Source organism: Dietzia sp. DQ11-38-2, from assembly GCF_014145055.1.
In the GTDB taxonomy this organism is placed as follows: Bacteria; Actinomycetota; Actinomycetes; order Mycobacteriales; family Mycobacteriaceae; genus Dietzia.
This window is the reverse complement of record NZ_JAALDW010000391.1, coordinates 1-1,277: the sequence shown is the minus strand read 5'-3', so window position 1 is coordinate 1,277 and position 1,277 is coordinate 1. Positions and strand designations below refer to the sequence as shown.

Below are 1,277 nucleotides of genomic sequence, written 5' to 3'. Positions count from 1 at the left end.
GAGCCCCAGGCGCTCGCGGCGGCCGGTGGCCCGGTCGGGGAGCTGCTCGAGGCCACGGTGCTCGACGGTTCGCTCGAGCCCGAGGCCGACTCGCTCGTGGTCTCCCGGGAGGTCTCGCGGGACAACGGGTGGACGATGGGCGCCCGGGTGCCGCTGGTCGGCCCGGACGGAACCGAGTCCACCCTCCGGGTGACCGGGGTCTACGACGACGCCCAGATCCTCGGCCCCTTCTACACCGGTATGGACGTGTACGAACGGTTGGTACCGGAGAACCTCCGCTCGACGGCCATCGTGTTGGCCAAGGCGGCCCCGGGGACGCCGCCGGACGAGGTCCTGGCCGCCGTCACCGAGGAGCTCGCCGACATCCCGATCGCCACCGTGCAGAGCAAACAGCAGTACATCGACGTCCAGTCGGGCGGGATCGACCAGCTGCTCACGATCATCTACGCCCTGCTGGGCCTGGCCCTGGTGATCGCGGTGCTGGGGATCGTCAACACCCTCGCGCTGTCCGTGATCGAGCGGCGCACGGAGATCGGCATGCTGCGCGCCGTGGGCATGCAGCGGTCCCAGATCCGGCGGACGATCAACCTCGAATCCACGCAGATCGCGGTGTTCGGTGCCCTGATCGGCGCCGCCGTCGGTGTCTATCTGGGGTGGGCGTTCGTCTCCGTGCTCGCGGACAGCGGGCTCAGCGAGACCACCATCCCCTGGGGGAACATCGGACTCGTTCTGGTGGCCTCCGCGGTCGTGGGTGTGCTGGCCTCGCTGTGGCCCGCGCATCGCGCTGCCAAGACCGATCCGTTGGAGGCGATCTCGGACTAGCCCGCCACCGAGAGCCAGGCCGCCACCGCCGCACCGGCGATCATCGCGGGACCGAACGCGATGCCGGTGTGGCGGTTCGCTCTACGGATGGCGAGCAACACCACTGCCACCACTGCGTTGAGCGCGAACGCCGCCAGCGTCCCGACCAGGACGTAGTACCAGCCCAGCCATCCGAGAAACAGGCCGAGGACGCCGGCGAGCTTGACGTCGCCCAGCCCGAGTCCCGAGGGGTTGATGAACGCCAGGGTGAAGTAGAGGGCGAGCAGTGCGAGCGCCGCGGCCCCGGCGCGCCCCAGCGCGCCCCAGTCCCCGCTCACCATCGCCGCCACGCCCAACGTCGCCAGGAGGGCCGGGTACAGGGGGACGACGACGACGTCGGGCAGCCGGTGCACGGCCAGGTCGATCGGCACGAGGATCCCGCAGGCCACGGCGAGGGCGGCGAACGCGAGCAGTTC

Annotated in this window: 2 protein-coding genes; one reads left to right on the top strand and one right to left on the bottom strand. The window is 70.8% G+C overall.

Going from position 1 to position 1,277, the window contains the following annotated elements; translation table 11 throughout:
• Positions 1–822, top strand: an 822-nt coding sequence (locus G6026_RS12945; RefSeq protein WP_182613417.1) for an FtsX-like permease family protein, incomplete at its 5' end; no start/stop codon positions are given.
• Here G6026_RS12945 and G6026_RS12940 read toward each other — a convergent pair.
• Positions 819–1,277 (bottom strand): prepilin peptidase (locus tag G6026_RS12940; RefSeq protein ID WP_182613416.1); only part of this gene is annotated, 459 nt, incomplete at its 5' end. The two genes, G6026_RS12945 and G6026_RS12940, sit on opposite strands and share 4 nt — an antisense overlap.